Below are 21496 nucleotides of genomic sequence, written 5' to 3' on the forward strand. Positions count from 1 at the left end.
GTTCGTCGCAGGCAGGCCCGCGGAGACTCTCGACCAGTGGTCGAGGGTCAGGACCTGGGCTCCTCGCCGGTCACGAAGTCGTCCGGGTTGACCTGGTCGAGGAACTCGCGGAACTTCTCCACCTCGTCCTCCTCGGCTTCGGGGATCTCGATGCCAGCCTCGTCGAGGACGTCGTCGGCGCAGTAGATGTCCGAACCGACGCGCAGGGCAAGGGCGATCGCGTCGGAGGGCCGGGCGCTGACCTCGACCCCGTCGACCAGCAGCACGGCGTAGAAGGTGCCGCCCTCGAGCTCGGTGATGTGCACCTCGGTCAGCCGGTGACCCAAGGTGGACAGTGTGTCGACCATCAGGTCGTGGGTGAGCGGACGCGGTGGGACGACGCCCTCCTGGGCGTTCGCGATGGCCGAGGCCTCGCTCGCGCCGATCCAGATCGGCAGGTAACGGCTACCGCCCACCTCGCGCAGCAGCACCATCGGCGCATTCGACGGCATCTCCACCCGGACACCCACCACATCGAGCTCGCGCATGCTTCTCACCCTACGTCCCAGATCCTCCAGGAACCGTCGGGGCCAACGACCAGACTCGGGTGGCACGGATCGCGCGCCTCTGTCGAAAGGAGGAGCCGGTGAACACGCTTTTCGTTCACCGGCGATGACGTCGACGGAGGGCCAGAGCGCGATCCACGCCCGAGCGGAGCGAGGGCAAAAGGCACAGTTACCTCTCCATCGCCGTACGGACCAGGGCGGCGTGGAAGCTGATCACCAGCTGGGTGACCTCGCCCTGGACGTCTCGGTTGCCGCCGGCGCGACGGACGTGCGGCGCGATGGCTTGCTCAACCAGGCCGACCTCGCGGTCGGCGGACATCTTGAAGGCTCGGAGGTGCCGGCCGTCGATCCCGTACTCAGCCATCCGGCGGGCGGCGATGGCGATGGTCAGGGCGTCGCGGCCGTAGTGCACGGTGCCGCGGCGCGGCTGCACGATCTGGGTGCGTTCGAGCTCCGACAACGCGGCGTCGCTGAGGCCGCTGGCCTCCAGCAGGTCGGACCGGGTCATCCGGACCGGAGCGCGCGGTGGGGTCGGGGCCGGAGCCGGCGGGGTCGGGGCGGGGCGTGTCTCGGTCTCGTCCTCGACTCCGTTCCGGGCCACCGCGGGCAGCGAGGGAGCCGGCTGGCCGCTGTCGATCAGGGCCAGGTGCTCCTTGATCACCCGGAGCGGCAGGTAGTGGTCGCGCTGGACGCTGAGCACGTAGCGCAGCCGGTCGAGGTCGTGGCCGGAGTAGCGGCGGTAGCCCGACGGGGCGCGCTGCGGGGCGATCAGCCCCTCAGACTCCAGGAACCGGATCTTGGAGATGGAGATGTCGGGGAACTCGCCCTTGAGCGTCGCCAGGATCTGGCCGATGCTGCGGGTCACCGAGGAGGCGGGCCCGGCAGGAGCGGGACTCAGCTCGGGTTGGTTCGACACGGGAGGGTTCGTCATCGGGGTCGGTGGCCGCTCGCGCTCAGGCCTGCGTGCTCCCGTAGTAGACCAGCCGGAACTTGCCGATCTGCACCTCGTCACCGGGCTGCAGCAGCATCTCATCGACCAGGTCGCGGTTGACGTAGGTGCCGTTCAGGCTGCCGGAGTCGCGGACCAGGGTGCCCCGCGAGGTCCGTTCGAAAGTGGCGTGGCGCCGCGAGACGGAGATGTCGTCCAGAAAGATCTCCGACTCCGGGTGGCGGCCCACGGTCGAGCTCTCGGTGTTGAGCAGGAAGCGACTTCCGGCGTTCGAGCCACGCTGCACGATCAGTAGGGCCGACCCGGCCGGCAGCGCGCGGACGGCGGCCTCCTCGTCGGCCGACAGCAGGGTGTCGGGGTCCCCGCCCTCGACGACGGCCGCCATCGTCTTGGTGGTGTCACCGGCGGACGGCCGGTCGGCCTCGACCCGGGCGGTCTCGCTCGGTCCCGGCGTGGGGACCGACACCGGGGACGGGGCCACGGCGGCGGCCGCCGGGACGTTCAGCGCGGACCCGCACTGGCCACAGAAGTTGGAGCCTTCTGGGTTGTCGTGGCCACAGTTGGTGCAGAACGGCATGAGCGTCGGCTTTCGGTTGAGACTCGGCGGTCGGCGGCGCGGTCGGGCGGGGGTCGATCAAAGGTCGAGGCTGAGGGTATGGCGCTACTGTAGCCGCGCCGTGGGACGGCCAGAACCCCTGGTCAACCCCCAATACCGCTAGCCGGCGGCCTGTTCGGCGTATGCGTCTGCGTCGAGCAGCGCGTCGAGGTCGGCGTCGGGATCCAGCTCGAGCTCGAAGAGCCAGCCGTCGCCGTACGGGTCGCTGTTGATCGTCTCGGGGCTGGTCTCGAGCAGCGGGTTGACCGCCGACACGACGCCCGGGACCGGGGAGAACAGGTCCGACACGCTCTTGGTCGACTCCAGCTCACCGCACGCGTCACCGGCAGCGACGGACTCCCCGACCGCGGGCAGCGAGACGAAGACGATGTCGCCCAGCTGGTCGGCGGCGTACTCGGTGATGCCGACGCGCACGAGCGCCGCGTTGCCCTTGCGCACCCACTCGTGCTCGAGGGAGTACTTGAGGTCTTCGGGATAGTCCGACACGGATCTCCTGGTTGGTGGTGGTCGGGCGGCCCGCGCGATCGCGCACCGGACCCGGTCGAGCGGTGCTCAGCGCGGGGTGGGCGGCACCGATGAGGGCTGAGCGTACTGAGTGTCTCGCGCAGGGTGCAAGGACTCCACCACCACCCTGTCCGCCTGGTCGATCTGGACCTGGCCGCCGATCGTCGGGCCGGTGATCTCGCTGACGATCCCGCCACGGAACTGGGCCGCCTCCTCGAGGCTGTGCGGGTCGCCGACGACCTCGAGGGTGATCGGCCGACGGACCGGCAACCCGTCGATGACCAGGGACTTCGCGTCCCCACCGAACCAGCTGCTGCCGACCACCCGGATCGTGTCGTTCACCTCGATCACCTCGGCGCCGGCGTCACGCATCTCCTCGACGGCGTCGAGCAGCACGTCGGGGCCCACCTTGGCCTGCGGGTCAGCGATCCGCAGCCGGATCCCTGGCCCCTCCGCGGGCGCGGTGCCGGCGAGGATCGCGAGCTCGGAGGCCCGCTGCTCGGCCTCCTCCCGCGCCACCCGCTGGGTGTCGGCGCCCGACTGCAGCTCGCTGCGGGTTCGTTCCAGGTCGGCGATCTCGCTCTCCAGCCGGCGCGACTCCGAGCCAAGACCGTCGAGCAGCTGGATCAGGTCCTCGCGCCGAGCGTTGGTGTAGGTGTCGTCGGCGTGGTTGACCCGGATCTGCATCACCCCGCCCATCCCGACCACGAACAACATCACCGCGGCGATCACCTGGCCGCGTCCCGGGTTGACCAGCGAGCGCCAGACCCGCCGCCAGCCGGTGGCGCCTGGATGGGCCGTAGGCGCAAGCTCGTCGAGGCCTTCGGCAGGCTCAGGGCGCGTTGCTCCGCCCTCGGCAGGCTCAGCACGCGTCGTGCTGAGGCGGGCTTGGCTGCGGCGGAGCGCGCTGAGCCGCCGGCGCGAGGGGGCGTCCGGCGTCCGGGCTGCGCCGCGGCGGAACGGTTCAGGCACGGAACAGGACCCGCCGGATGGCCGCGACGTTGGTGAAGATCCGGATCGCCAGCACCACCACCACGCCGGTCGACAGCTGCGACCCGACGCCGATCTGGTCGCCGACGTAGACGATCGCGGCGGAGATCAGCACGTTGGACACGAACGAGACCACGAAGACCCGGTCGCTGAAGCTGCCCTCGAGATAGGCCCGGAACGCGCCGAACAGCGCGTCCATGGCCGCGACGATCGCGATCGGCAGGTAGGGCTGCAGCACGAGCGGGATGCTCGGTTCGAGCACCAAGCCGACCACGATCCCGGCCAGCAGTCCGAGCAGGGGGATCATCGCGCCTCCTTGGCGTAGCGGAGGGTCAGCCCGGGGTCGGCCGGCAGCACGAGGTCGTCGGCGCCGGCCATGGTGAACCGCATGCCGCGGTTCTGGGCGAGGTCGTGCCACCAGGGGCCGGCCGCGGTCTCGGCGAAAGCAGCCGGCAGGGTCTTCGGGTTGCCGATCGCCTCGACCCGGTACGGCGGGGTCAGCGAGCGGTAGTCGACGGTGACGGCGTCCCCGGCGCTGCGGATGGCGGTGAGGGCGCTCAGCCGGTGGCCGTTGATCGCCACCGCCTCCGCACCCGCCTGCCAGAGCCCGTTCGCCAGGATCTGGAGGTCGACGTCCAACACCCGGTCCCGCTCGTCGTCGGCGGTACCGGGCGCGTCGTCGACGACCACGTCGACCCCGGGACCCCGGACAGCGACGAGACCGACGACCGGGTCGAGCCGGTTGATCCGGCTCTGCAGCTCCTGGGAACCGGCGTCGCTACCGAGCGCGGCCGCCCGCAACGTCGCGTTCTCGGCCGACAGTGCGGTGGCGCGGTCCCGCAGCTGGTCCTGGGCGGTCTCAGCGTTCTGCACCCGGGCGATCAGCCCGCGGCGTTCGGACTCCAGCGCGGGCGCCGACCGGGTGGTTTGCAGCGCAGCCACGGCGAACAGCGCCCCGACCAGTACAGCCGCCGCGGCGAGCAGCCAGTGCCGGCGCGACGACCGGACGCCGTCGCGGGCGTCGCGGGCGGCGACGATCGCGTAGTCGGGGTCGATCGGCTGACGGATGATCTGCAGCAGCAGGTCCATGCTCGCGTCGGGCGGACGTGACGACCGCACCGGGGCGGCAGCAGGGCTGGTGCTGGCTGGGCTGGTGGTGGCTGGGCTGGGGGTGGCAGGCATGGTCGCGGTCAGCCGACGAGGCGGTGGGTCTGGGGGACGGTACGCATCAGCTGCAGCGTCTGGACGAGGTAGAGGAGGCCGGCCCACCAGTAGAGGCCGGTCCCCCACAGGGCGAACGCCCAGCCGAGCACCCGGGTGGCGGCCAGGTCCATCCCGTCCGGAGCGCCGAGCAGGATCAGCGGAAAGGCGTAGAGCAGGTTGAAGGTGGCGGCCTTGCCCAGGAAGTGCACCGGCAGCGAGGAGTAGCCGCGGGTGCGCAGCAGCGGCACCAGCAAGAAGATCAGCACGTCGCGCGCGACCAGCACCGCGACGAGCCACCACGGGATCACCGCCCGCAGCGCGAGGCAGACGACGACCGCCAGGATGTAGAGCCGGTCGGCGATGGGGTCGAGCATCTGGCCGACCCGGGAGGTCTGGTGCCAGCGGCGGGCGAGGAAGCCGTCCAGCCAGTCGGTGAACCCGGCGGCGGCCAGCACCACCACGGCGAGGAAGTCGGAGTGCGGCACCAGGATCAGCCACACCATCAACGGCACCCCGGCCAGCCGGCCGAAGCTCAAGATGTTGGGGACGGTCCACACCTTGTCGGTGTCGTAGCTCGCGACCACGGCGGGCAGCGCCGGCGGCGGGGCAGGCCCCGCACTCCCCCGCTGGTCGCCGATCACCCGTCCAGGTTAGATGCCGTGAGCCCCGGCCTCCTACGTCGCGGGGGCGTGTCCGGCCCCGACGGGCAGCCGGGGCGGTGGGTCGGCCCCGTGCGGGGAGAGCACGTCCCGGTAGACCGACACGACCTGCGGTCCCACCTCGGCCCAGTCGAAACGGCGGGCGTGCTGCAGCCCGCGTTGCACCCGGACGGGGTCCGGCCCGGCCAGGACGGTGCGGACCGCCGCGGCCAGGGCAGGGGCGTCCCCCGCGGGAAAGATCTCGCCGAGCGCTCGGCCGGGCGCGTCCGGGTCGTGCTGCAGCAGCGCCGTGAACGCGGGCAGGTCGCTGGCGACGACGGGGGCCCCGCTGGCCATCGCCTCGAGCAGCACGATGCCGAAGCTCTCCCGCTCGGTGTGCGGCGCGACGAAGACGTCCGCCCCGGCCAGCAACGCGGCCTTGTCGGCGTCGCGGACGTCGGCCTCGCGCCGGATCCCGGCGGGCAGCGCCCGGTGGCCGTGCCCAGCCACCACCACCTCGAGCCCAGGGACGGCGGCGCGGATGGCGGGCAGCGCGGCGAGCAGCACGTCCAGCCCCTTGCGCGGCTCCTCGACCCGGCCCAGGAACACCAGCCGCGGTCGCGCCCCGCCCCGCCACGGTCCGCCGGAGCGCTGGGCCGGGGAGAAGTCGGCCACCCGGAAGCCGTTGGGGATCAGTCGGGCGTCGCGGTCGAGGTACTGCCGGACGACCTGCCGAGCCGGTGCGGACACTGCGATCCCGGCGTCGATCTTGGCCACCGTGCCGCGCATCGTGCCGCCGGCCAGCCGCATCGACCGCGACCGCGGGGTGGCGGTGTGGAAGGTGGCCACCACCGGCACCGAGGCTGCCCAGAGCGCGAGGACGGAGACGCTCGGGGTCATCGGCTCGTGCACGTGCAGCAGGTCGAGGTCGTGTTCAGCCAGCCAGCGCCGGACCCGGCGGGCGCTGCCGGGCCCGAAGGTCAGCCGGGCGACCGAGCCGTTGTAGCGCACCGGCCAGGCCCGACCGGCGGAGGTGAAGCGCCGACGGAGGTCGTCGTCGGCCAGGTCGACCCCGGCCAGCGCCGCCGGGTCGCCGCAGCCCAGCACGTACGGGTCGTGGCCGGCGTCGCGCAGGTGGGCGGCGAGCCCCAGCACGTGGTTCTGCACGCCGCCCGGTCGCTCGAAGGAATAGGGGCAGACCAGCCCGACGCGCAGCCCGTCGCTGCTCATCGTCGCGCTCCGGCGTGCGGGTTGGCGTAGGGGGCGGCGTCGAAGAAGGGCTGCATCAGGTGCCAGTCCTGCGGCTGCTCGGCGATCCGGGCGGCGAAGAAGTCCGCCACCTCCTGGGTCATCGCCACCAGTCCGGCCCGGCCCGGCCGGTGGGCGATGGGCGTCCCGAAGCGGATCACCATCTGCTGGGCTTCGTAGGAACAGACGGCCGGCAGCAGCACGGCGCCGGTGCGGCGAGCCACCATCGCCGGTCCCGCCGGCATCGTGACCGCACGCCCAGCCCACCTGATCGGTACGCCGGTGCCGTCGAGGTCGCGGTCGGCAACGAGGCAGACCAGCCGGCCCTGACGCAGCGCCCCCGCCAGGCCTGAGATCACGCCGGGGTCGCCGTGGGCGAGCACCTCCATGCCGAGCGACTCGCGGAACGCGACGAAGGCCTGGTACTCGGCCTCGGAGAGCCGCTCGGCCACCGTGGTCACCGGCATCCCGGTCCGGCAGGCCCAGGCCCCGGCGAGGTCCCAGTTGCCGCTGTGCGGCAGCGCGACCACCGCACCCGGCCCGGCGTACGCGTCCCGCAGCGCCTGCTCCCCCACCGTCTGGACCCGTCCGACCGTGGCGGTCGCCGACCAGCCCGGCAAGGCCAGCACCTCCCAGAAGGTCCGCAGGTAGGACGCGACTCCCCTGGCCAGCAGCCCGTCGGGCACGGTCGTGCCGGTGGCCGCCGCGAGGTTGTGCCGCAGCTGCCGGACGTGCCGGCCGGGCCGTACGACCGCGAGCCGGCCGAGAGCCCCGACGAGCACCCGGACGAGCGATTCCGGCAGCCGGGAGGCCGTACGCCAGCCGAGGCGGTAGAGCCCGCGCAGCACCGCGTCCCGGGCCCGGTCCGCCCAAGCCCCCTCAGACAGGCCGGACATCGAGCACGACCGCCTGCCGACGGACCTGGGCGATCCGCTGCAGCACGGTGATCATGCTGGTCACCGCAAGCACCAGCACCGCGATCTGCAGCACGTACGGGACGCCGAAGCCGGCGAGCAGCGCGCCGGCCAGGATGATCACCAGCCGGTCGGCCCGGGCCGCCAGCCCGCCCGAGCAGGTGAAGCCGAGGCTCTCGGCGCGAGCCTTGACGTAGGAGGTCCACTGCCCGAAGACCAGGCCGGCCAGGGCGACCGCCGTCCACAGCGTCGAGTGGTCCTCGTAGGTGAAGTAGAGGAGGATCCCGCCGAAGACGGCGGCGTCACCGAGCCGGTCGGAGCTGGAGTCGAGGAACGCCCCCCAGTTGCTGGCCGACCCGCTGACCTTGGCCATCTGGCCGTCGAGCATGTCCGACAGCACGAAGAACGTGACGATCAGGGCGCCCTGCCAGAGCCAGCCCTGGGGGAAGCAGATCAGGGCGGAGGCAACCACACCGACCGTGCCGAGGACGGTGACCAGGTCAGGTGAGACGCCGAGCCGCAGCAGGAGCCGGACCAGGGGGCCCAGCACCGCCGCGGAGAGGCCGCGGAACCGCTCCAGCATCAGCTGTGTCCTGAGCCTGTCGAAGGGGCTGGTCCTGAGCCGGTCGAAGGGCTCTGTCCTGAGCCGGTCGAAGGGGCCAACCCGTCCCAGGCCGCCCGGACGACCTGCCAGGTGTCGTCGAGCAGCTGCGGCATCGCCTTGGTCTGGCCCACGACGGGCAGGAAGTTCGCGTCGCCGGCCCAGCGCGGCACGACGTGCTGGTGCAGGTGGGCGGCGATGCCGGCGCCGGCGACCGCGCCCTGGTTGAGGCCGAGGTTGAAGCCGTGCGGCGCGCTCGCGGCCCGGACGACCCGCATCGCCTGCTGGGTCATGGCGGCGACCTCGGCCGTCTCGGCCAGGGTCAGGTCGGTGTAGTCGGCGACGTGCCGGTACGGGCACACGAGCAGGTGCCCGGGCGAGTACGGGTAAAGGTTCAGCACACTGAACGTCAGCGGGCCGCGGTGGACGATCAGGCCGTCGCGGTCGTCGCGCTGCGGGATGGTGCAGAACGGGCACTCCGCCGCGTCGGAGGTCGTCGGCTTGTCCTGGCCGCCGATGTAGACCATCCGGTGCGGCGTCCAGAGACGCTCGAAGCCGTCCGGACCGCCGGGGAGCGCGGCTGCGTCGTCTGTCGGCTGGGGGTCGTTCGGCTCGCTCACGCGCTCAGACCTGGACCCGCCGGGCGATGGCGTCGGTGATCTCAGCGACCGCCTCCGCGACCGGGACGGCGTTCTTCTGGGTGCCGTCGCGGTAGCGGAACGAGACCGCACCGGCCGCCGCGTCGTCGCCGCCGGCGATCAGCATGTACGGCACCTTGGCCTTCTGCGCGGTCCGGATCTTTTTCTGCATCCGGTCGTCGGAGGTGTCGACCTCGGCCCGCACCCCGGCGGCGCGCAGCTGCTGCACGACCTCGCCGAGATAACCGTCGTACTCCCCCGCGACGGGGATGCCGACGACCTGGACCGGAGCCAGCCAGGGCGGGAAGGCGCCGGCGTAGTGCTCGACCAGCACGCCCAGGAAGCGCTCGATCGAGCCGAACAGTGCGCGGTGGATCATCACGGGGCGCTGCCGGGTGCCGTCGGCGGCGGTGATCTCCAGTCCGAACCGCTCAGGCAGCATCAGGTCGACCTGGATGGTGGAGAGCTGCCAGCTGCGTCCGATCGCGTCCCGCGCCTGGACGCTGATCTTGGGGGCGTAGAACGCGGCCCCACCAGGGTCGAGCACCAGGTCGAGCCCCGTGCTCTCGGCCGCGTCGCGGAGCGCCTGGGTCGCCTGCTCCCACTCCTCGTCGCTCCCGATCGACTTCTCGGGGTTACGGGTGGACAGCTCGAGGTAGAAGTCGTTGAGGCCGTAGTCGGCGAGCAGGTCGAGGACGAACTGCAGCAGGCTCTTGATCTCGGTCTGCAGCTGGTCGGGCGTGCAGTAGATGTGGGCGTCGTCCTGGGTCATCCCGCGGACTCGGGTCAGCCCGTGCACCACGCCGGACATCTCGTAGCGGTAGACGCTGCCGAACTCGAACAGCCGCAGCGGCAGCTCGCGGTAGGAACGGCCCCGGGCCCGGAAGATCAGGCAGTGCATCGGGCAGTTCATGGGCTTGAGGTAGTAGTCCTGGCCCTGCCGCTTGACGGTGCCGTCGGCGTGCCGCTCCTCGTCGACGTGCATCGGCGGGAACATGCCCTCGGCGTAGAAGCCAAGGTGGCCGGAGATGTCGAAGAGGTCGGCCTTCGTGATGTGCGGGGTGTTGACGAACTCATAGCCCGCGTCGACGTGCCGAGCCCGCGAGTAGTCCTCCATCACCTTGCGCAGGATGCCGCCCTTGGGGTGGAAGACGGCCAGTCCGGAGCCGATCTCCTCGGGGAAGGAGAAGAGGTCCAGCTCGCGGCCGAGGGTCCGGTGGTCCCGCTTGGCCGCCTCCTCCAGCCGGGTCTGGTACGCCTTGAGCGCCTCCCGGCTCGGCCAGGCCGTGCCGTAGAGGCGCTGGAGCTGGGCGTTCGCCTGGTCGCCGCGCCAGTAGGCGGCGGAGTTGCGGGTCAACGCAAAGGCGGGGATGTAGCCCGTGTGGGGCAGGTGCGGGCCGCGGCAGAGGTCGCGCCAGGCCACCGAGTCGTCACGGCGCAGGTTGTCGTAGATCGTGAGCTGGCCGGCGCCGACCTCGACGTTGGCTGCGTCCTCCCCACCGGCGGCGGAGCCCTTGTCGGCGATCAGCTCCAGCTTGTACGGCTCGTCCGCCAGCTCGGCGCGGGCCTCGTCGTCGCTGACCTCGCGGCGCCGGAAGCGCTGCCGCTCCTTGACGATCCGGTTCATCAGCTTGTCGAGCTCACGCAGGCTTTCGGGCGTGAACGGCTCGGCGAGGGCGAAGTCGTAGTAGAAACCGTCGACGATCGGCGGACCGATGCCGAGCTTGGCTTCGGGGTGCAGCGCCTGCACGGCCTGGGCGGCGACGTGCGCGGCGGAGTGGCGCAGCACGTTCAGGCCCTCAGGTGAGTCGATGAGCACCGCTTCGACGACGTCGCCGTCGGCCAGCTCACGGCTCAGGTCCACCAGCTCGCCGCCGATCCGGCCGGCGACGACGGTGCGGTCACTGCCCCAGACGTCCAGCGCAGTCGTCCCGGTCTCGACCACCTGCTGCTCACGAGCGTCGTCGCGGACGAGGGTGATCGAGATGCTGGGCACGTTCAGGGGACCTTCCCAGAGTGACGGATCGGAGCTGAGGGCCCCGGCCCAGCCTAAACCGCCGGGCGCCGACGCTCCGCACCGTCCGCTCCGGCCCCGTCGCGGGTCGGCGTCAGCGAGATCTCTACAGGCGAAGGGCTGTCCCCGCACCCCTCAGCACTGGTTTCATGTATCAGGCCCCCGCCCGGACCATCTGTCCTGATGTCGAGCGCAGCCGGCGCCCGAGGAAACAGGAGTGGGACGTGGATGATGACGACGTCACCGTTTCTTCGCTGGTGCGCGCCGCGGCGGCCGGGGACCGCACCGCGTGGGACGATCTCGTCCGCCGCTTCATGCCGCTGGTGCTGTCGGTGGCGTCGCGCTACCGGCTGGGTTCGGCCGACGTCGCCGACGTCACCCAGACGGTGTGGTTACGGCTCTTGCAGCACCTCGACCGGCTCCGTGAACCGGCCGCCCTGCCGGGTTGGCTGGTGACCACGACCCGGCACGAGTGCCTGCGACTGCTCGCGTCATCCAAACGGGTCACCAGCCTGGAGCCGATCCTGGACCGTGGCGTCTCGTCCGGTCCGACCTGGCAGCCATGGTCCGACGACTTCACCGACGGCCTCGTCCAGACCGAGCGGCACGAGGCGCTGCTGACCGCGTTCGCGGGTCTGTCCGAACGCGACCGGCAGCTGCTGTCGCTGCTGATCGAGGACCCGCCGCCCTCCTACGCTGAGATCAGCGACCGGCTGCAGATCCCGATCGGCAGCATCGGCCCCACCCGTGCCCGTGCCCTCGACCGCCTGCGACGCAGCCCCGCCATCGCCGCGCTGCGCACCACCGACGACACCTGAGAAACGAGATAGGAGGCACTGGAGATGGAACCCGAGATCTACCGCGACGACGACGCGCTGCTCGCCGCGCTCAAGGAAGCAATGGGCGCCGCCCGGCACGGGCAGGAGGAGCTGCTGCTGGCGAACGCCTCTGACGCCTTCTCCTACGCCTCGCTCGACGAGGAGCTGGCCAGCCTGGTCTATGACTCCCTGCTCGAACGCGACCTCGCCGGCACCCGCGAGGTGGATGACACCCGCACCGTCGTGTTCGAGTCTGAAGCGCTGTCGATGGAGATCGAGATCACCGGCGAGACGCTCTTCGGCCAGATCGTGCCCGAGGGGGTGCGCGAGGTGACCGTCGAGGGGCCGAACGGACTGTCGCTCCAGGTCGTGACCGACGACCTCGGCTGCTTCACCCTGCAGCTGCCGGTCGAGGGGGCCTTCCGGTTCCGGATCAGCCGCACCGGCAGCACCACCGTCACCGAGTGGACCTACGTCAAGCCGGAGGGCTGAGCGTCGAGGCCGGTCGCGCCGTCCCCGGAACCCATGCAGATGAAGGCGGCGGCGCTGATCCGCTCCCGGACGGTGCCGCCCGCGAACTCCTGCTGCGTCGCGGCCAGCGCGGCCGCCGGACCGAGCCCTTGGCGGCGGTGCCGGTGGTAGGACGTCATCACCGGCGTGGTCTCCGCGTCGGGCACCGGCACGACCGGCGCCACCAACGAGGCGGTCTGGCGCATCAGCAGGGCGCTCGCCAGCCCGAGGATCTCCTGGCCGACCGTGACCTTCGACAGGGCGGTGCTGCAGGCAGCGAGCACCACCTCGTACGGGGTGTCGGTCAGCTGTTCGAGGTCGTAGACCGTGAACGGGCCGTCCCCCAGCATCAAGGCCGAGAAGAGCGGGTTGTCCGAGCGCAACCGACCGTGCGCGGCGACGTGGACCAGCCGGGCTCCGCTGAAACCGGCGGCGGTGACGGCCGCGGACGCCTCGGCGGGCAGCAACAGCTGAGCGCCGGGGTAGAGCGCCGCCACGGCCTGCGCCTCGGTGACCGCGCCGGCCAGGCCCGGTCCGGCCACCACCAGCCGGCGTTCGCTCGCCGGCCGTCGGTGCCGGGATCCCGACCAGAGGGTCGCTGACGGCGCGACGCTGACCGGACGCCCGGTGCAGAACGGGATGGCCGCCCACGGCACCGACTGCAGCCAACCGGTCGGCACGACCACCAGGGCTCGGTCGCCCAGCACGCCGGCCAGCGGCGCGAGCAGCACCTGGTGCAGGGTGTCGGCCGCCCGCCGCCACACCTGCTCGGCCGCACTCAGCTGTGAGGCCCGGGTGGTCGGGGAGGCGAGCCGGTGGAACGCGAACGGCAGGTGGTCGAGGCAGTGCCGGACGTAGGAGTCGTCGCCCAGCGGATGCAGCCGGGCCCGGCCGTCGACAAGGGTCACGGCGTGCAGCCGGCCGTCGAGGTCGACGTACTCGACCAGCGCCGTCGAGCCGAGCTCGGCCGCCAGCTGCCGGAACCGGGGCACGGTACTGCGCCGCGGCCGGGTCGCGTCGCCGTCGGCGTGATCACCGTCGGACCGCAGGGTGTGTTCGCGGATCTGCCGCTCCAACGCCATCTGTCGGGCGACCAGGGCGCCGGTCGGCTCCCGCTCGCCCCGGGCCTCCTCGATCTCGGCCATGGTGGTCCGCAGGTCGCCGAGGCTCTGGCTCAACGCGGGATCGGCAGGCGGCCGTACGGGGCGCAGCACGTCCGCGCTGGCGCGTCCCCGTTCGCCCCACTCGTGCACGGCGGCCGGGTCGGCGTCCTGCAGGGCCATCCGCAGACCGGCGCGCGCGATCGCGCCGCGGTGGGCGGACACGTGGGCGCGCAGCTCGGTCGCACCCAGCGACTCGCGGTACTCCTCGACGATCCGGTAGCCGGCCCGCAACGCCGACCGGGCGCCGCGTCGGGACCCTTCGGCCTCGCGCAGCAACGCCTCCCCCAGCCAGGCGCGCACCCGCACCTCAGCAGGTCCCCAGCGACGAGCCCGGGCAGCGATGGCGAAGTCCTGCCGGGCGGCCGCCGGCTGGCCGCGGCCGAGGGCGAGCAGGCCCGCGAGGATGCGCGCTTCCATCGCGGGCACGGTCCAGCCGGCTCGTTCGAGGTCGTCCGCGACCGACCGGACGTGGGCCAGCCGGACCGACGTCCGGCCCGCCTCCCGCCGGACGTCACCGCCGTCACCGGCCACCGCGCCCACCTGAGCCTGCACCTCGGCGTACCGGGCCAGCGTCCGCCACTCGGGCCGACCGAGCCGACCGAACGCCGCAGCGGCGGACTTGGCGGCGGCGGCAGCGGTCAGGTAGTCACCCGCCAGGAGTGCCGCCGTCGAGACCAGCAGCTGAGCCTCGGGCAGGTGCACCCGCCGCTTCTGGTCGGCGAAGACTCGTACGGCTGCCTCGGCCGCCGCCTGCGCCTCAGTGACCAGCCGGACCGACAGCAGCACCTTGGCCCGGTCGACGAGGAGCGATCCCTCCTGGGTGCCGGTGGCGGCGTACAGCTCGGCCGCCGCGTCGAAGTGGCTGAGGGCGCGAGGCACGTCACCGCGGTCAGTGTGGAGACAACCCAGATTTTGCTCCACGTACGCGGCCGGACTCACCAGCCCATGCTCGGCGCAGAGCGCGCGAGCCCGCAGCAGATCCGCCTCAGCAGCCGAGAACTGTCGCCGAGTCATCAGCAGCAAGCTCCGGTTGGACAGCGCTCGATTTTCCCACTGCACATCCTGAGCGTGGCGTAGCACCGGCAACGCCACCCGGAGGTCGTCAAGCGCTCGGTCGACCTCCCCGAGTTCTTGCAGGATGGCTGCGCGTTGCACCCGAGCTCGCGCAGCGGCGAGACCAGTCAGGACGCTCAGTGCTGCGTCGATCTCGGTGAAGGCTTGCGCCGGTTGACCCCGCTGGACCAGGGCCGAGGCCAGACTGCCGCGCGCCTCGCCGACCAGGGTCTGGTCATCAGCTCGACTGGCCGCCGTGATGGCGCCGCGAAAGTGCAGCACGGCATCGTCGAGTCGGCCCAGGTGCAGTGCCGCGATGCCTCGCGCCCGGCGGGTGATGCCGACCGCCGCCCAGTCATGCTCCTCCGCGGCCCGCCGCTCGAGCGCGCTTCCGAGCTCCTCCGCCCGCGCCGGCTCCGCGGCCGCCAGTCGAAGCACCTCCAGCGCGCTGTCCTGGCTCACGTCTAGCTTGGCAGCAACCAGCGGTGGCGGGGAGAGCACAGCGTCAGATCTGGGCCAGCTTCAAGACCTTGGCCCCGCTCCAAGCCAGCGCCGGTTGCGCGGTCTCGGGAAGCGACGCGAGCAGGTCCTCGGCAGCAGAGCGGGCCGAGACCCGTCCAGGCTCGGTGCTGGCCGCAACCACGCCGCTCACCGTCGCTGCCGCGAAGGAAGTACCGCTCCAGGTGGCCCACCCGTCGGGGAATTCGACCGCCGGGCTGCTCTCATCCGGCCGGGCCCGGGGCAGGTAGGTGCTGGTCACATCAACCCCTGGCGCGAGTACGTCGATCCATGGAGCATCAGGTGAGAATGATGCGCTCGTAGCCAGGTCAGGTTCGAGCGCACCCACAGCCACCACGTCGTCGAGGGCCGCAGGCCAGCCCGGCTTAGTCGCCTGCCCAGCTCGCAGCGGCCGGCCCTCGGGGTCGGCCACGCCGCCGTGATTACCGGCCGCGGCCACGACCAGCAGGTCGGGAGGCAGCCGGTCGATCGCGGTGCTCAGGACCAGCGGCGGGTTACCGTCCTCTGTGTAGCAGACAAATGACAGGTTCAGGACGTCGAGTCCGCTGCGCCCGAAGTCAACGATGGCCTCCGCGACGCTCCAGGAGTCGGCACTCCCGTTGGTCGCTGCTACACCGGTGGACTGCAGCACTCGCCGGACCTCGACCGTTGCCCCGGGGGCCTCGCGCAGGATGAGGCCCGAGATGAAGGTGGCGTGCCCGTCCGCGTAAAGAGCGGTGTCGACAGCGCCGGTCAGGTCGGAGTAGCGCGCCGCCCAGCCGCCGGCTAGCCACGGCTGCGGGTAGAGACCGGTGTCCAGCACGCCCACCCGTGTCCCACGGCCCGGGCCGGTGGCTCGCGTACTCCAGCCCGGCGCCGTTGCCCGGATCGGGTCGCCGCCGCCGCTGTGGTTGACCCGACCCACACCTTGGACCTGACCCACGAGACGGTTCTTCCCGATCGTCGGGCTCCACTGGGCATACCGGCGGCCGCTCAACGTGCGCAGCGCCCAGAGGACCTGGTCCAACGGCTGGTCTGGTTCGGGGCGGCCCTCGGCCTCGCCGACTAGCGCCACCATCGCCGCGGCTGCGGCCTCGACGTCCTCGAGCTGCAGCAGCGTCAGCCCGAGCAGCTCGCTCGCCTTGACCTCGTCAACCGTGACCCCGGCTTCGCCCAGCAGCCCGGTGACCAGGGCGGCGTGCTGGCTGGCGACCACGATGTCGCGCTGTCGGTACGCGTACGGCCCGCCGAGGAGGTCGACCGTTGGATTGATCTCCTCGTCGAGTGCAGACATGGCTGAATGCTAGTGATCGGGGGTCGCCGGCGGAACCGCCTTTTCCAGCAAATGTCCAGTTGTTCGCGAGTTGTGCCTTTACCGGAAATCTTTTCGATCGACTCGAGCCCTGTATCAGCCGTGCGCCGGGAACGTCCTCCTTCCATACACCCGAGCGGCCACGCCGGCGCCTCGACCAGGAGGGCACCCAGCATGAGCACCCTGACCTCGCAGGAGACGGCCGACGTCGCCACCCTGCCCGACACCGAGCACTTCCAGACCCCGGTCCCCGATCCGAGCGACCTCTTCGAGGTGACGTTCACTCCCGAGGACACCGCTCAGCCAGAGGCCGCTGACGACCCGGTGCCGGTACCGGCCGTCGCGATGGCCGCGTTCGCCGCGGTCCCGGCCGACCCCGACCGCTTTCCGGGGCGCAAGGCTTTCACGCTGGGGCACAGCGACCCGGCCGTCACCCGGCTGGGCACGATGCTCATCGCCCGCGGCGCCAAGCGTTTCTACGCTGTCGGGGCCAGCCCCGACTTCGGGGTCGTCGACCGCAACGCCTGTGCGGCGTTCCAGCGGGCGCAGGGCTGGACCGGTCCGAACGCCGACGGCTATCCGGGCCCCCGCACCTGGGAGCTGTTGGTCAGCGGCAAGGGCCACGACATCCCGGCTGCTGGCGGTGGCGGCAACCTCAAAAGCCCGGTGCCCGGCTTTCGGCCGACGTACCCGTTCGGGATCAAGGACCGCCGCTACGCCGCCGGGTTCCACACCGGCTGCGACTACGCAGCGCCCAACGGCTCAGCCATCGTCGCCGTCGTCTCGGGCAAGGTCGTCCGGGCCGACTGGGGCGGCGCCTACGGCAACTGGACCCAGATCGCCGGCGAGGACGGGCACGTGTGGATGTACGCCCACCAGTCCCGCCGTACGGTCACGGTCGGGCAGCGCGTCAAGGCCGGCGAAGTGATCGGCTACGTCGGTTCGACCGGCAACGTCACCGGACCGCACCTGCACCTGGAGAAGTCGCGCGAGGGCCGCTGGGCCTACGCCAAGGTGGTGAACCCGCAATGGTGAGCCGCCGCTTCTACCCGCCGGCCGACCTGCGGAGCCAATGGTTCGGCGAGGGCGCCATCACCATGCCCCGGATCGACAAGCTCGTCCTGCACACCACCGAGTCCGCGGGCGGCTGGCCGGGCTACCAGGGTGGCGCCATCACCCCGACCCTGACGTACGAGCCCTGGCGGCACGCCTGGCGCCAGCACCTGCCGGTCAACGGGTCGGCACGCGCACTCGTCGACGGCAGCGGGACCGCGGTCCGCGAGAACCGGGACAACGTGGCCCAGCTGGAGATCTCCTGCTACTGCGACCCGCGGCACGCCGACTCCGGCCGCTTCGTCACCGACCTCGACGACCAGGCGTTGCACGACCTGGGCGCGTTCGTCGGTTGGCTGCACGAGCACTGGGAGCTGCCGCTCGCGCTCGCTCCGGCTTGGCTGCCGTACCCGCAGTCGGCGGGAGCGAGCCCGGTCCGGATGAGCGGACCTGAGTACGACCGCTTCCGGGGCGTACTCGGCCACCAGCACGTCAGCATCAACGACCACGGCGATCCCGGCGCGCTGAACGTCGAGCAGATCCTGGCGTACGCGGGCGGACAACCCACCCCACCCCGGGCCGTGGCTCACTGGTCGTTGGCTGACTGGGAGGCCGGGGACCCGGCGACGGTCGCGGCCACCGATGCGGAGCTGCTCCGGCGCGGCTTCCTCCGGCGAGCCTCCCGGTCGCACCCCGGCGAACGCGGCCTCGCCCGGGTCGCCGCCGTCCGCCGTTGGCAGCGCTCGATCGGCAACGCGGCCGAGTTCAGCGACGGTGTCTTCGGATCGCGGCAGTGGACGCGGTTCTGGGCGCAGTCCGCTGCGGGGCAGGCTGCCCGCACGTCGGCCGGGGAGCACTGAGACTGCGGCTGCGGGCGAGTCGATGACCTCCTCGCTCGCGGCCGTCATCAAGACCGTCTAACGCATGTCGAGGGCCAGGATGGTCAGCTGCGGGGTGACCCGGAGAGATCCAGCCACGCCACCTGCTCAGGGCTGAGCTCGATACCGAGACCGGCCATCGAGGAGCGGCACTCGCTGATCGTGCGCGGACCGAAGAGCGGGAAGGTCGGAAAGGGCTGGCAGAGCACGAAGGCGAGGGCGATCGCCGTGGGTGCGACCCCGTGCTCGGCGCCGAGCTGCCTCGCGCGTCGCAGTCGTTCGAAGTTGCCGTCGCTGTAGTAGCAGCGCACCAGCTCGGCATCGGTACGGTCCTCGGGTCGGGCGCGGCCAGTGAAGAAGCCGCGCGCCTGCGACGACCAGGGCAGCAGCGGAATCTGCCGTTCCGCCAGCCAGCGCTTGGACGCCGGGTCGGTGGCGTGCACGCACCCGGCCCACGGCACGTCGTACGCCTCGGCTAGGCCGAAGTGGTTGCTCAGCACCGTGAAGCCCTGCTTGCCGTGGGCGGCGGCGTACGCGTTGGCCTCGTCCATCCGCGCGGGGGTCCAGTTCGACCCGCCGAAGACGTGGATCCGGCCGGCCCGGTAGTGCTCGTCGAGCACGTCCACGAACTCACCGACCGGTATCTCGGGGTTGTCGCGATGCATCATGTAGATGTCGGCGTAGTCGGTGCCTTGGCGCTCCAGGCTCTCCAGCAGCTGGCGGGTGATCGACTCCGGGTCGCAGTGCGGGGTATGAGCGCCCTTGGTGATCACCACGACGTCGTCGCGGAGGCCCCGGTTGGCGATCCAGCGGCCGAGCCGCCCCTCGAGCAGCCCGCGGCCATACATGTACCCGGTATCGAAGGTGTTGCCGCCCTGACTGAAGAAATGGTCGAAGATCGCCGACGCGTGGGCCAGGTCGGGCTGGTTGTCCACGCCCATCACCAGCCGGGAGACCGGCTTGCCGACGCCCGCGATCTCGCCGTAGGTCATGGGGTGCTGCGGGTCGACGGTCAGCGGAGCGCCCGAGACCGTGGGGATGTTGGCGTCCTCGGCCTCGAACGGGTAGCGCAGGCCGATCGCCGCGCGCCACTGGTCGAGCACGAGGGCGTTGCCGAGCGAGTCGTCCAGGCTGAGCTGCGGGGCCTCGCCCACGCCGACGCTGGCGGCGAGGGCGTCCGCCTCGAGCGCGTACGGTCGGGCGTCACCGAAGCGGAGCTCCTGCGGCTCTTCACCCACGACGGCAAGGGTGAGCACGGGGTCGTCGCCCAGGGTCCACGGGTCGTTCAGGTGGATGGTGCCGCGGGACCCGTAGATCGACACGGTGTTGGCGCCCTGTTGCCGGACTCCGGTGCGGACCGACGCGGTGACCCCGCCGCCGAAGGTGAGGTGGGCGACACTCCACTCGTCGACGCCGGTGGCCCCGATCGTCCCGGTTGCGGTCAGGCCGATCGGCTCGGCGAACCGACGACCCTCGGCGGCGCCGACTACCGCGCGGGCCATCGAGACCGGATAGCCGCCCACGTCGAGGATGCCGCCACCCGCGAGGTCGACGTCGAAGAGCCGGCCGGTGGTCCCGCCGGTGCGGAAGGCGAAGGAGGCGTCGATGTGGGCGAGATCGCCGATCGCGCCGGCCCCGACCAGCTCGAGCACCTTCGTCGTCTGCGGGTGGAAGCGGTACATGTACGCCTCGACCAGGCTCCGACCGCTGGTTCGGGCCGCGTCCACCAGAGCCATCACCGTGCCCCGGTTGGGCGCCAGCGGCTTCTCGCAGAGGACGTGCTTGCCCGCGGCCAGCGCCTGCAGGGTGAGGTGGGCGTGACCGGTGTGCACGGTGGAGACGTAGACGGCGTCGACGCCCGGGTCGGCCAGCACCTCGGCGTAGGTCCCGGTGCGGGCGGACGCGGCGTCGAACTGCCGAGCGAACGCCGCCGCCCGGTCCGGGTCGGAGCTTCCCACCGCCACCAGCGCTCCGCGGGCGCTGAACGGGAGCTGGGAGACGAAGCGCCTGGCGATGCTGCCCGGACCGAGAACGGCCCAGCCGAAGCGACCGGAAACGGATGCTGACGGTGCAGTGGGAACGCTCACAACTGGCAACCTATACGCCTCTTCCCGACCAAAGGGCCGGCAGATGGTCACGACCAGGAGTGCTGAGGGTGGGCGATACTGGGTTCGAACCAGTGACCTCTTCGGTGTGAACGAAGCGCGCTACCACTGCGCCAATCGCCCTCATACCCCTCGCGGGGCGTCGACAACCCTAACCCACGCTGTGCTCGGCTGCCCAATTCGGTCGGCGTCACCGCGGTCCGGGCTCAGGGGTCGAGGTCGGCGCCCGAACGCTCGGCGAAGGCCGCGGCGATCCGCTCGGTCACCGGATGAGCGCCGTAGGTGATGTCGTCCCATCGGCCGACCGGCTGGACGTCGCGCAACGAGCTGGTCAGCAAGACCTCGTCGGCGCCCATCGCTTCGGCCAGCGTCAGGTCTCGCTCCTGCACAGGCCACCACTCCAGCACCAGCTCGCGGGTGACCCCGGCGAGCGGTCCGGAGCTCAGCGGCGGGGTGACGACGGTGCCGTCGAGCACGGCGAACAGGTTCGAGCCAGTGCCCTCGCAGACGTGGCCGGCGGTGTTGAGCAGCAGCGCCTCGCTGCCGCCCCGGTCGACGGCGAAGGCCAGGGTGCGGACGTTCTCGGCGTAGGAGGTGGACTTCACCCCGGCCAGTGCGCCGTGCTCGTTCCGGCTCCACGGGGCCGTGACCACGGTGGCCGACGGGCCGGCCGGCTCGGCGCCGTCGAGCGCGACCACCAGGGTCTGCGGCCCGTACGCGGCGCCGGACCCGAGCGGGCCGCGGCCGCCGGTGTAGGTGATCCGGATCTTGGCCAGCGACACCGACTGGCCGTCGAGCAGGTCGTCGATCGCTGCGCGGATGGTCCGGTGGTCAGGCGCAGGTAGAGCCAGCGCGGCGGCGGACCGGTCGAGCCGCTCCAGGTGCCGCCGGACGGCGAACGGTCCGGCCGCGGTGACCTTGAGGGCCTCGAACACGCCATCCCCGACGACCAGGCCGTGGTCGGTGACCGGTACGCGCGCTTCGGCGGGATCCGCGTACAGCCGTCCGTCGGCCCAGACCCTCAGCGTCGCGGTCGGCAGCGGGCGGTCCGAGGTGGCGAGCGGCACCGAGCCAGCCTAGCGGCGACGCGCTGGCGCCCATCGGTTTGGACTCCCGTCGCGCCCTCGGCTAATGTCGTACCTCGCACCGGGGAGGACGCACTCGAACCCGGAGCATGCGGACGTGGCGCAGTGGTAGCGCATCACCTTGCCAAGGTGAGGGTCGCGGGTTCGAATCCCGTCGTCCG

The 21496-nt window shown here is 71.8% G+C and carries 21 protein-coding genes and 1 tRNA gene; 4 read left to right on the forward strand and 18 right to left on the reverse strand.

Annotated elements, in window-relative coordinates; all coding sequences use genetic code 11:
• Positions 1–47 precede the first annotated feature (47 nt).
• From ACFE76_RS11455 to thrS, 13 genes are all read right to left on the reverse strand, one after another.
• Entirely contained in the window at positions 48–527 is a 480-nt protein-coding gene (locus tag ACFE76_RS11455) for a bifunctional nuclease family protein (protein WP_375431884.1), read from the reverse strand.
• Positions 528–714: 187 nt separating this feature from the next.
• Positions 715–1461 carry a MerR family transcriptional regulator gene (locus ACFE76_RS11460; protein ID WP_375431885.1) on the reverse strand — a complete coding sequence of 249 codons (747 nt, stop codon included), beginning with the start codon at positions 1459–1461 and terminating at the stop codon, positions 715–717.
• A gap of 37 nt (positions 1462–1498) precedes the next feature.
• Positions 1499–2071: an FHA domain-containing protein gene (locus ACFE76_RS11465; RefSeq protein ID WP_375431886.1), complete on the reverse strand. Its 573-nt coding sequence runs from the start codon at positions 2069–2071 to the stop codon at positions 1499–1501.
• A gap of 138 nt (positions 2072–2209) precedes the next feature.
• Positions 2210–2596 carry a glycine cleavage system protein GcvH gene (gene gcvH / locus ACFE76_RS11470; protein WP_375431887.1) on the reverse strand — a complete coding sequence of 129 codons (387 nt, stop codon included), beginning with the start codon at positions 2594–2596 and terminating at the stop codon, positions 2210–2212.
• A 66-nt stretch (positions 2597–2662) separates the two neighbouring features.
• Positions 2663–3586, reverse strand: coding sequence for a DUF881 domain-containing protein (locus tag ACFE76_RS11475; protein WP_375431888.1), 924 nt, complete (start codon positions 3584–3586; stop codon positions 2663–2665).
• A complete protein-coding gene (locus tag ACFE76_RS11480; protein WP_375431889.1) occupies positions 3579–3911 on the reverse strand; it encodes a small basic family protein in 333 nt (110 codons plus the stop codon). Before ACFE76_RS11480 ends, ACFE76_RS11475 begins: the two co-directional genes overlap by 8 nt.
• On the reverse strand, positions 3908–4786 hold the full coding sequence (locus ACFE76_RS11485; protein ID WP_375431890.1) for a DUF881 domain-containing protein: 879 nt from the start codon (positions 4784–4786) through the stop codon (positions 3908–3910). Before ACFE76_RS11485 ends, ACFE76_RS11480 begins: the two co-directional genes overlap by 4 nt.
• 8 nt (positions 4787–4794) lie before the next feature.
• Entirely contained in the window at positions 4795–5448 is a 654-nt protein-coding gene (locus ACFE76_RS11490; RefSeq protein ID WP_375431891.1) for a CDP-alcohol phosphatidyltransferase family protein, read from the reverse strand.
• 33 nt (positions 5449–5481) lie between these two features.
• Positions 5482–6675 carry a glycosyltransferase family 4 protein gene (locus ACFE76_RS11495; RefSeq protein ID WP_375431892.1) on the reverse strand — a complete coding sequence of 398 codons (1194 nt, stop codon included), beginning with the start codon at positions 6673–6675 and terminating at the stop codon, positions 5482–5484.
• Positions 6672–7589, reverse strand: coding sequence for a phosphatidylinositol mannoside acyltransferase (locus ACFE76_RS11500; RefSeq protein WP_375431893.1), 918 nt, complete (start codon positions 7587–7589; stop codon positions 6672–6674). The genes ACFE76_RS11495 and ACFE76_RS11500 overlap by 4 nt, the downstream gene beginning before the upstream one ends.
• A complete protein-coding gene (gene pgsA / locus ACFE76_RS11505) occupies positions 7573–8190 on the reverse strand; it encodes a phosphatidylinositol phosphate synthase (RefSeq protein WP_375431894.1) in 618 nt (205 codons plus the stop codon). The genes ACFE76_RS11500 and pgsA overlap by 17 nt, the downstream gene beginning before the upstream one ends.
• Complete coding sequence (locus tag ACFE76_RS11510; RefSeq protein WP_375431895.1) at positions 8190–8828, reverse strand: HIT domain-containing protein; 639 nt, start codon at positions 8826–8828, stop codon at positions 8190–8192. The genes pgsA and ACFE76_RS11510 overlap by 1 nt, the downstream gene beginning before the upstream one ends.
• 4 nt (positions 8829–8832) lie before the next feature.
• On the reverse strand, positions 8833–10842 hold the full coding sequence (thrS, locus tag ACFE76_RS11515) for a threonine--tRNA ligase (protein ID WP_375431896.1): 2010 nt from the start codon (positions 10840–10842) through the stop codon (positions 8833–8835).
• 242 nt (positions 10843–11084) lie between these two features.
• On the opposite strand from thrS, the gene ACFE76_RS11520 reads away from it, so the two are divergent.
• Positions 11085–11678, forward strand: a complete 594-nt coding sequence (locus tag ACFE76_RS11520; protein WP_375431897.1) for an RNA polymerase sigma factor — start codon at positions 11085–11087, stop codon at positions 11676–11678.
• Between the two features lie 24 nt (positions 11679–11702).
• Entirely contained in the window at positions 11703–12170 is a 468-nt protein-coding gene (locus ACFE76_RS11525; protein ID WP_375431898.1) for a hypothetical protein, read from the forward strand.
• On the opposite strand, the gene ACFE76_RS11530 is transcribed toward ACFE76_RS11525, so the two are convergent.
• Together ACFE76_RS11530 and ACFE76_RS11535 are read right to left on the reverse strand one after the other, a co-directional pair.
• Positions 12149–14866 (reverse strand): CHAT domain-containing protein, encoded by a 2718-nt coding sequence (locus ACFE76_RS11530; protein ID WP_375431899.1) that lies wholly within the window; start codon positions 14864–14866, stop codon positions 12149–12151. The two genes, ACFE76_RS11525 and ACFE76_RS11530, sit on opposite strands and share 22 nt — an antisense overlap.
• A gap of 43 nt (positions 14867–14909) precedes the next feature.
• Positions 14910–16196: a S8 family serine peptidase gene (locus ACFE76_RS11535; protein ID WP_375431900.1), complete on the reverse strand. Its 1287-nt coding sequence runs from the start codon at positions 16194–16196 to the stop codon at positions 14910–14912.
• Positions 16197–16388: 192 nt separating this feature from the next.
• Between ACFE76_RS11535 and ACFE76_RS11540 the strand changes: the two genes are divergently transcribed.
• Positions 16389–17249: a peptidoglycan-binding protein gene (locus ACFE76_RS11540; RefSeq protein ID WP_375431901.1), complete on the forward strand. Its 861-nt coding sequence runs from the start codon at positions 16389–16391 to the stop codon at positions 17247–17249.
• A complete protein-coding gene (locus ACFE76_RS11545; protein WP_375431902.1) occupies positions 17243–18127 on the forward strand; it encodes a hypothetical protein in 885 nt (294 codons plus the stop codon). The genes ACFE76_RS11540 and ACFE76_RS11545 overlap by 7 nt, the downstream gene beginning before the upstream one ends.
• A gap of 83 nt (positions 18128–18210) precedes the next feature.
• On the opposite strand, the gene ACFE76_RS11550 is transcribed toward ACFE76_RS11545, so the two are convergent.
• From ACFE76_RS11550 to ACFE76_RS11560, 3 genes are all read right to left on the reverse strand, one after another.
• On the reverse strand, positions 18211–20232 hold the full coding sequence (locus ACFE76_RS11550) for an aldo/keto reductase (protein WP_375431903.1): 2022 nt from the start codon (positions 20230–20232) through the stop codon (positions 18211–18213).
• Positions 20233–20301: 69 nt separating this feature from the next.
• Positions 20302–20373: transfer RNA gene (locus ACFE76_RS11555), tRNA-Val, on the reverse strand.
• Between the two features lie 83 nt (positions 20374–20456).
• Complete coding sequence (locus ACFE76_RS11560) at positions 20457–21317, reverse strand: aminotransferase class IV (protein ID WP_375431904.1); 861 nt, start codon at positions 21315–21317, stop codon at positions 20457–20459.
• Positions 21318–21496 lie beyond the last annotated feature (179 nt).

It is taken from the genome of uncultured Friedmanniella sp. (genome assembly GCF_964244005.1).
Taxonomy (GTDB): domain Bacteria; phylum Actinomycetota; class Actinomycetes; order Propionibacteriales; family Propionibacteriaceae; genus Microlunatus.

Excerpts from the sequence above, each read along its gene's own strand:
- ACFE76_RS11455 (WP_375431884.1), bottom strand. The coding sequence starts at position 527 with ATGCGCGAGCTCGATGTGGTGGGTGTCCGGGTGGAGATGCCGTCGAAT.
- ACFE76_RS11465 (WP_375431886.1), bottom strand. The coding sequence starts at position 2,071 with ATGCCGTTCTGCACCAACTGTGGCCACGACAACCCAGAAGGCTCCAAC.
- ACFE76_RS11480 (WP_375431889.1), bottom strand. The coding sequence starts at position 3,911 with ATGATCCCCCTGCTCGGACTGCTGGCCGGGATCGTGGTCGGCTTGGTG.
- ACFE76_RS11485 (WP_375431890.1), bottom strand. The coding sequence starts at position 4,786 with ATGCCTGCCACCCCCAGCCCAGCCACCACCAGCCCAGCCAGCACCAGC.
- ACFE76_RS11495 (WP_375431892.1), bottom strand. The coding sequence starts at position 6,675 with ATGAGCAGCGACGGGCTGCGCGTCGGGCTGGTCTGCCCCTATTCCTTC.
- ACFE76_RS11500 (WP_375431893.1), bottom strand. The coding sequence starts at position 7,589 with ATGTCCGGCCTGTCTGAGGGGGCTTGGGCGGACCGGGCCCGGGACGCG.
- pgsA (WP_375431894.1), bottom strand. The coding sequence starts at position 8,190 with ATGCTGGAGCGGTTCCGCGGCCTCTCCGCGGCGGTGCTGGGCCCCCTG.
- ACFE76_RS11525 (WP_375431898.1), top strand. The coding sequence starts at position 11,703 with ATGGAACCCGAGATCTACCGCGACGACGACGCGCTGCTCGCCGCGCTC.
- ACFE76_RS11535 (WP_375431900.1), bottom strand. The coding sequence starts at position 16,196 with ATGTCTGCACTCGACGAGGAGATCAATCCAACGGTCGACCTCCTCGGC.
- ACFE76_RS11540 (WP_375431901.1), top strand. The coding sequence starts at position 16,389 with ATGAGCACCCTGACCTCGCAGGAGACGGCCGACGTCGCCACCCTGCCC.
- ACFE76_RS11545 (WP_375431902.1), top strand. The coding sequence starts at position 17,243 with ATGGTGAGCCGCCGCTTCTACCCGCCGGCCGACCTGCGGAGCCAATGG.